Source organism: uncultured Rothia sp. (genome assembly GCF_916715725.1).
GTDB lineage: Bacteria > Actinomycetota > Actinomycetes > Actinomycetales > Micrococcaceae > Rothia.
Window position 1 is genome coordinate 24,499 of sequence record NZ_CAKAPD010000017.1, and the last position, 7,133, is coordinate 31,631.

The following is a 7,133-nucleotide window of genomic DNA, read 5'->3' on the forward strand; positions in this document are numbered from 1 at the left end:
GTGTTCAACCATTTTACGGTTTGTTCGCCGCAAATCCCATTCAAACGACAATACGTGGAATAGTTTACAGAGCATTTCTTGGAGCTCGCTTTTAATCGCAAATATGACGCCCTGAGATGAGATGAACCCCTCAACTTTGAGGTGAAATATTCGCACTACTCCCCTGTATTACTGTCACCTTCCCCGATTCAAAACCCCGGCCCAAAACCCTACGTAAAAACCCGGCGTAAAGACACAGAAAACCCGGCATATCGGCGCTCTGCAGTTCCTAGAAGAAACCGAGAGAAACACCGATATGCCGGGGTCGATACGCCGGGGTTTTCATCCGCCCACCCCTAGCGGGCGTTAGTTGTAGCTGACGGACCTACACGTCAGGGCTGAAGTTAGGCTCCGGGGCGTACCGCGTACATGCCTTCAAGCATCGCCTCCAGGGACTGCACGACCGCGTGACGGGGTGCGACCTCCAGCAGCGCTTCACCGTTGCGGCGCAAACGGTCCATGACCTTACGCTCGTACGGGATCACGCCGGTGAGCGGAACCGACAGGTAGCGTGTCCAGTTATCGCGCATTTTTGCCTCGGGGTTGAATCCGGCGGCTTCGCGGCGGCTGCGGTTGAGCCAGTACTGCACATCCGTTTCTGGGGCGAAAAGATCCGGGCGCGACTGCACCTCGCGGGCGAGGTTAATCAGGCGCGGCAGTCCGATGACGTCCGCTTCGCCGAGCGCAATCACACGGTCGGCACAGGCGAGCGCGGTGAGGGTCGCGGCGTTACGGCGCGGTGCCAGGCCGTCAAAGGTCAGTTCCTCATCGACCTCGATGGGGGCGGCAACATCGCAGATGACCAGGTCGTAGCGGTGCTTGAGCCATTCGAGTACCTCGGCGAAAGCGCGGGCGCGCACCTCGGGCCAACGCGAGGAGGAGGTGATGCCGCTCAAGAAGTCGAAGGTGCCGTTTTTGAGGGGCACTCGCTCCATGATGGCGCCCGCCTTTTTCTCGTCGAGCTGGGCACGGTCGGCATCCGAGCAGAGAATTGCCAGGCCGGAGCCGGTATCCTCGAGCGCCATGAGCGCATCCAGGCTGGGCGCGTAGGTGTCTGCGTCGATGAGGCAGACCTGCTGACCCTGCTGCGCCGCGAGAGCGGCGAGATTGAATGCGATGGTGCTTCGGCCGGGCGCGCCGTGAGTGCCCCAGACGGTCACGATCTTGCCGAGGCGGTGGCCGGGCTGGTAGCGGGAGGGCGCGGCGGGGTCCTGGTTGATGTCGGGGTGTTGCGGCAGGGTACCGTCGTTGTTCTCGTTCTGCATGTGCAGGGCGTAGTCGCTACCGGGTGCGAAAGAGTCGACGATGGCGGCGGCCTGGCTGAGCACGGATTCCTCGTTGCTGGGCACAACGGAGGAGGCTTCCGCCGGGTCATGCGCGCCGGGTGCGCCGGGTGCGTTTCCGGCGGGGGCTGCGGGGTCGATTCCGTAACTTCCGTAGTCGGCACCGTAGGGCGCGCCGGCGTTTACGGCAGTACCCGCGGCGGGGTCGTAGCCGTAGCCGCCCGCCCCATGGCCAGCAGCTCCGTTATCGTAACCGTAACCGTAACCGCTGTCGTAGCCGTAGCCTGCGTCGTAGCCGTAACCGGCGTCCTGACCGTAGACGCCCTCCGGTCGGTGGGCAACAGGCTGAACGGGCGGCTGAGCCGGAATCTGCGCGGGAATACCGTAACCTGCGGCGGGTCGGGCGAGCGCCGCATCCACAGCCTGTTCGAGCGAGCCCAGGATCTCTTCGAGGGCCGCTTCGGGGCGAATGCGGTGCGCATGCGTGGGCAGCGGCAGGTTGTCCGGGGCGATAACCGCCAGGAGCACTTCGGAGGCGGCGAGCGCATCCACGGTGGAGGCGCTCATTTCTGCGGGCATGTGGACGCAGAGCAGCACGCGGGCAATGCCTGTGTGCGCCATGCCGACGGCTTCACTGAAGTCCTGCACGGTACGCGCTACGGAAACGCGGCCGCGCTGGGATTCGATGCGGGTCAGGAGCGAGCCGTCATCGCCGTAGAGAATGACGGGGATGTTCACTGGCCCTCCCCGTAGGTGCCGGGGATGAGGCTGATCTTGGAGTCGCTATTGCTTTCCTTGACGAGGGCGGCGAGGGCTTCTTCCTTGACCCACAGCTGCACGGTTGCTTTGCCGTTGGCGCCAAGCACGCCTTCATCGACCGTTACGGCAACGATTTCGGCATTGGTGACGATGGCGCGGGCACCGTTTTCGGTGCGGTTATCGCTCTTGGTGTCGGGGTTGCGCGGGCCGGAAGTCCACACGTCCACGCGCTCGCCTGCCTTCAGTGCGGAGGCGGCGGTGCGATCAATGCTGACGGTGGCGAGGCGGCGCCCCGGGGAGGTTTCAGTGCCTACCGATTCTTTGCTGATGAAGTTGCCGGCGGGGATGCGCTGGGTAGCGATTTTGCCGTTCATCTGTGCGGCTTCAGCGCGGGTGAAGTACTTGTCTTTGGCGGAGTCTATGTTCGCTTCGACTCGGGCGAGTTTGTCTTCGGTAATCTTCTCGCCGAGGCGGATTTCGCTTTTGGCGGTGTAGTACTCGGTTTTGCTGTTGTTGGCTTGCACGTAGAGCTGCACGCCGGTGATGGAGACGAGCACGAGAAGTACACCGAGGATGAATCGCCAGTCTTTGACGGTGGGCCTTTTGAGACGCTTGGCATGGGTTTCGGTGAGGGTGGAACGCTTCGTCGCGTTCTGTCGTATGCGCATGATGTGGTTGTGCCTTTCGGTGCGGAAGCCGGCGGTGATTCCGGTGTTGTTCAACTGACCGATGAGCGAGTGGTGTGTTTTCGATAGTGCTTTATTTGGTTCTGACACTAGCCCTAACAGCATATTTCATTTAGTACTCTCTCTCAACAAGAGTCGTGTTTATGAAATATTTTTGAGTCTTGCCCCTTTTGAAGGGGTGATTAGATAACTTTTCAGCTCATATAAGGCTTTTTGTGAGCAAATTTCACGGTGATGGCATATACTGAAAGTACTCAATAGATGTTCTGTATGGACTCTATGTAAAAGGCCACTAACGGTGGCTAAGGGGCCCAGGATTTCACTCACGGAAAGGAACAATTCGATGACTGCACCTCGTTTCCTCACTCTGAGCGACGTTGCCGAGGAGCTGCAGGTTTCGCTTTCGCAGGTGCGCGCTCTGGTGCGTAGCGGCGAACTTCCCGCCATTCAGATTGGTGGACGTAACCAGTGGCGTATTGAACGCTCTCGCTTTGAAGAGTACATTACCGAGCGCCACGAGCAGACTCTGGAGGCGATTGCTTCCGGCAAGCTCACTGCAAAGGCTAAGGTCGATTAGTATTTCGACGTACACCTCGCGGGCGTAACGCTCGAGTGGTTTCAGAAAGGTCCGCTCCTCTCGTTGAGATTTCAATGAAGAGGGGCGGACCTTTTTCTATTTTTATTGCTTTGATGCGGGCTTTTTAGCGTGAAATACGCGCGATTACCGCGCTGACGCGAGCCAGCGGGATGGTACGCACGCCGGCGCCGCGAGGGGCGCGGGAGTAGCCGGAGGCACCCTGACTATAGCCCGCCTGATTGTAGGCTCCCTGCGCACCATAGGCTGCGCGCGCATACTGGTCGCGTTCGTAGATGCGCGGGTACTGGCCGCCATTGAGCAGGCACAGTTCAAGGAAGTCCGCGCCGACACGTTCGATGACACCGTCGTAGCTGACGGTTCCACCCTCGAGGGAGAGGCGGACGGGTTCGCGCGCCATGGCGAGGGAGCGGAGGGCGAGCTGGATTTTCATGCGGTAGCGTTCGGGGCGAATATCGGCGCGACCGGGGGCGATGCCGCCTTCCCACCAGAGCATTCCGCGCAGGGGGATGATGATGTTCTCGCCGCGCGCTTCGATGCTGACCCATTCCTCGCCGACCATTTCGAGCTTGCCTTCGTAGGTTTGCATGTCGGTGGCACAGATGCGGATGGGCCCGCCAACCTGCGCGAGGAGGCGGTCGTCGAGGGTGATGGTGGAGTACTGGACGCGGGCGACTTGGCGGGCGTCCTGTTCCATATCCCAGGCGCGTTCGGAGGCGAGGCGCGCCTCAATGTCTCGTAGGAACTTTTCCATGCTCATGGTATGACCCTACCCGAGGATGGGTGCGGATACGAACCGGGACGTTTTGTCGGTCAAATGATGGTTACCAAGCCTGATTTTTGAACCAAATTCCACCAAATTACATGTTTTTCATGCATTTTGATGCTTTTTGCTTCATTTCTAGCGCGACTTCCTGTATAAATGAAGCAACACCAAAACACATCAAACATACCATTTGGAGGTCATTGTGGACCGTCTTTCCACGCCGGGTCAGGCACCCGCAGCCTTCGCTTCACGCACCGCAGCCACACCTCGTACTGCCAGCGCGGAAGTAACCGCCGCATCCCGCACTGACGCAGGTCACGAAACCAGCACCAAAGCTAACTATCAGGATGCTCTACTCTTCATCGCCCCTCCCCTGCTTTCCGCGGCGGTCCTTGGTGCGTTGAGCGTGAACCTGCACCGCATCCCCTCGGCGCACCCGCTGACAGACGCTTCGCTGCTCTGCGCAGGAGCGGCGGCGCTCCTCATTACCGCGTGGTGGTTCATCAGCTTTATCTACGCGCTCTTCTACGCTCGTTCCCTGCGAGTTTCGAGCCGCAACGTTGACCGCGCAGTGCTGAAGGTTCCGGCGATTTTCCGTCCGCGCTTTATGCGCCGCATCGTCCTGACGCTCGGCGGCACGGCTCTTGGAGTGGGGGCGGTTCTGGCACCCGCGCAGGCTACGGTGGCTACACCCAGCAACGCCGGGCTGACCGGCACGGAGGGCATACCGCAGACGACCATTTCCGCGGTCATGACCGCAGAGTCAACGGACACCGTAGCTTCAACGGATACCGCCGCGGCAGACATCAGCCCAGACACCACCTCAAATGCGGCGCTCCCTGACACCGCCCCGGATCAGTCAGCCGATCCCCTGCAGCTCTCCACTGATGTTCCCGATATCCCCCTGGCTCCTGAACCCACGGAGGCGGCAGGCTCCCTGCAGGACCGCAGCCCCTTCTTCTCTCCTCCCCGCGCCGAGGCGGGCACCTACTCCTACACGGTTCAGGCAGGCGATACGCTCTGGTCGATTGCCGCCGAGCAGCTGGGCGAAGGCACCGACGCCTCCACCATCTACAACTACACTCTCGATATTTACGAGGCGAACAAGGACGCCCTGGGCCAGAACGCCGAGCTGCTCTATGAGGGGCAGGTTCTGCAGATTCCTGAGCAGCCCGTTCACTAGCCTCACCCGTGTCTTCCGCTCCCCTCTCCGCCTCACCTCGACAGTCTTTCGTTCGCTCAGCTCACCTCACATATCCCTGCACCGAAAGCCTCTGCGCCGAAACCCTCGCACCGAAAGGAGCCGTCATGAGCTTCTCCCATCTTCTCCCCCGCGCCCCGTGGACCCCGCCGCATCAGTCTGCGCAGCCCGCCAGCCCGTATTCGAAGAGCCGCCCGTCCGCTCAGCCTGTGATTCCGCAGCAGGTGGCTCCGCTTCCCGAGCAGGGTCAGGGCACGATGGCTCTAGTGCAGAGGCGGAACAGCTCGTCGGTCTATTCGCTGTTGCCGCTGCCGCGTTATGAGCAGCATTCGGCGCAGCGCCCGCCGGTGGCGAAGAGGGGCCGCCCGCTGCGTCCTGCGGATGCACTAGCTCGCCAGCTGGAGGGCCGTTGTGCGGGTGTGGCGATTGCGTACCTGGAGATTATGTCGGCTCGTCGTTCGCGTCAGCAGCTGGCGCAGTGGGTGTCTGCCGATTGTTTCCACCGTCTGCTGCCGTTCTTCCCGAAGAACCCGCGCCAGGTACGCCAGGAGATGCTGCTGACTCTCCCGCCGGTTCTACTGCGGGTGCGAGCGCAGAAGGTACACGATGAGCTCTACGAGGTGGTGGCACTGCTACGTTGCGCGGATAGGGTGCGTGTGGTGACCATGCAGATGCGCCTGATTCACGGCATGTGGCTGATTACCGCGATTGAGCAACCGCAGAGCCGGGTTGACGAAGACTAGGTTTCCTCATCGCCTGCTGAATAAATCGCCCGCAGAGCACAAACCCACAGACACGCAGAGAGGGTGCGAATCCGGTCTTGGATTCGCACCCTCTCTGTTGTGCTTTATGCTCTTTTTACGCTTTGCGGTGCGTCAGCTTTTACGCTGAGGCTACTTGTCCTTCGAGCGTTCCACGTGAACCTGCTCGTGACCGTCCTCATCCGGGGCGGAGTACTGCAGGAACTTCGGGCGCGAAGGCTCAGCCAGGCGCACGGCAGAAGCCTGAGTACGCTGCTTGGACAGGTCCAGGTTGAACAGGTAGGTCACGGTCTCTTCGCGGATCGCGCCGAGCATCGACTGGTACATGTCGTAGCCTTCACGCTGGTACTCGACCAGAGGGTCACGCTGAGCCATCGCACGCAGACCGATACCTTCCTTGAGGTATTCCATCTCGTACAGGTGCTCGGGCCAGCGCTCACCAATGACGGACAGCATGACGCGGCGTTCGATTTCACGCATGCTCTCTTCGCCAACGCTCTTCTCGCGCTCTTCGTAGATGAGGTGTGCGTCCGCCAGGACTTCCTTCACGATCTGGTCGCGAGTGATCTTGGTGCGGTCGCCGGCGTCCTCAGCGAGGTCGTCCACGGTGATGGAGATGGGGTACACCTGCTTGAGGGCGCTCCAGAGCTCGTCGAAGTCCCAGTCCTCGGCGTGGCCTTCAGAGACGCGGGCGTCAATGATGGTGGTCAGCACCTCGTCCACGAAGCCGGAAATCTGTTCCTTCAGGTCGTCACCGTGCAGGATGCGGCCGCGGTCCTTGTAGATCGCTTCACGCTGGCGGTTGAGCACATCGTCATACTTGAGCACGTTCTTACGCTGCTCAGCGTTACGACCCTCAACGTTTGCCTGTGCGGTAGCGATGGCGCGGCTAACGATCTTGGAGTCCAGTGCGGAGTCCTCGGGGGCTGCCGCCATGAGGCGGGTTGCCATGCCGGTGTTGAACAGGCGCATCAGTTCGTCGGTCAGCGACAGGTAGAAGCGGGACTCGCCCGGGTCGCCCTGACGGCCGGAACGACCGCGCA

General features: G+C 61.0%; 6 protein-coding genes and 1 pseudogene. 3 read left to right on the forward strand and 4 right to left on the reverse strand.

Annotation, left to right across the window (positions count from 1 at the left end; translation table 11 throughout):
* Positions 1 to 383: 383 nt before the first annotated feature.
* Positions 384 to 2,060: a P-loop NTPase gene (locus tag QZ822_RS08460; protein ID WP_294643942.1), complete on the reverse strand. Its 1,677-nt coding sequence runs from the start codon at positions 2,058 to 2,060 to the stop codon at positions 384 to 386.
* Complete coding sequence (locus QZ822_RS08465) at positions 2,057 to 2,749, reverse strand: SAF domain-containing protein (RefSeq protein WP_049342226.1); 693 nt, start codon at positions 2,747 to 2,749, stop codon at positions 2,057 to 2,059. The genes QZ822_RS08460 and QZ822_RS08465 overlap by 4 nt, the downstream gene beginning before the upstream one ends.
* 361 nt (positions 2,750 to 3,110) lie before the next feature.
* Between QZ822_RS08465 and QZ822_RS08470 the strand changes: the two genes are divergently transcribed.
* Positions 3,111 to 3,344 (forward strand): helix-turn-helix domain-containing protein, encoded by a 234-nt coding sequence (locus tag QZ822_RS08470; protein WP_005505378.1) that lies wholly within the window; start codon positions 3,111 to 3,113, stop codon positions 3,342 to 3,344.
* A gap of 124 nt (positions 3,345 to 3,468) precedes the next feature.
* On the opposite strand, the gene QZ822_RS08475 is transcribed toward QZ822_RS08470, so the two are convergent.
* Positions 3,469 to 4,122, reverse strand: a complete 654-nt coding sequence (locus tag QZ822_RS08475) for a histidine kinase (protein WP_294643945.1) — start codon at positions 4,120 to 4,122, stop codon at positions 3,469 to 3,471.
* A 208-nt stretch (positions 4,123 to 4,330) separates the two neighbouring features.
* On the opposite strand from QZ822_RS08475, the gene QZ822_RS08480 reads away from it, so the two are divergent.
* Positions 4,331 to 5,311 (forward strand): LysM peptidoglycan-binding domain-containing protein, encoded by a 981-nt coding sequence (locus QZ822_RS08480; protein ID WP_294643947.1) that lies wholly within the window; start codon positions 4,331 to 4,333, stop codon positions 5,309 to 5,311.
* 125 nt (positions 5,312 to 5,436) lie between these two features.
* Positions 5,437 to 6,072, forward strand: a complete 636-nt coding sequence (locus tag QZ822_RS08485) for an Rv3235 family protein (protein ID WP_294643949.1) — start codon at positions 5,437 to 5,439, stop codon at positions 6,070 to 6,072.
* A gap of 150 nt (positions 6,073 to 6,222) precedes the next feature.
* On the opposite strand, the pseudogene QZ822_RS08490 reads toward QZ822_RS08485, so the two are convergent.
* Positions 6,223 to 7,133, reverse strand: a pseudogene (locus QZ822_RS08490) (preprotein translocase subunit SecA); the annotation flags it as partial.

What these genes read in the sequence shown, in the direction of transcription:
- QZ822_RS08465 (WP_049342226.1), bottom strand. Translation starts at nt 2,749, where the DNA reads ATGCGCATACGACAGAACGCGACGAAGCGTTCCACCCTCACCGAAACC.
- QZ822_RS08485 (WP_294643949.1), top strand. Translation starts at nt 5,437, where the DNA reads ATGAGCTTCTCCCATCTTCTCCCCCGCGCCCCGTGGACCCCGCCGCAT.
- QZ822_RS08470 (WP_005505378.1), top strand. Translation starts at nt 3,111, where the DNA reads ATGACTGCACCTCGTTTCCTCACTCTGAGCGACGTTGCCGAGGAGCTG.
- QZ822_RS08475 (WP_294643945.1), bottom strand. Translation starts at nt 4,122, where the DNA reads ATGAGCATGGAAAAGTTCCTACGAGACATTGAGGCGCGCCTCGCCTCC.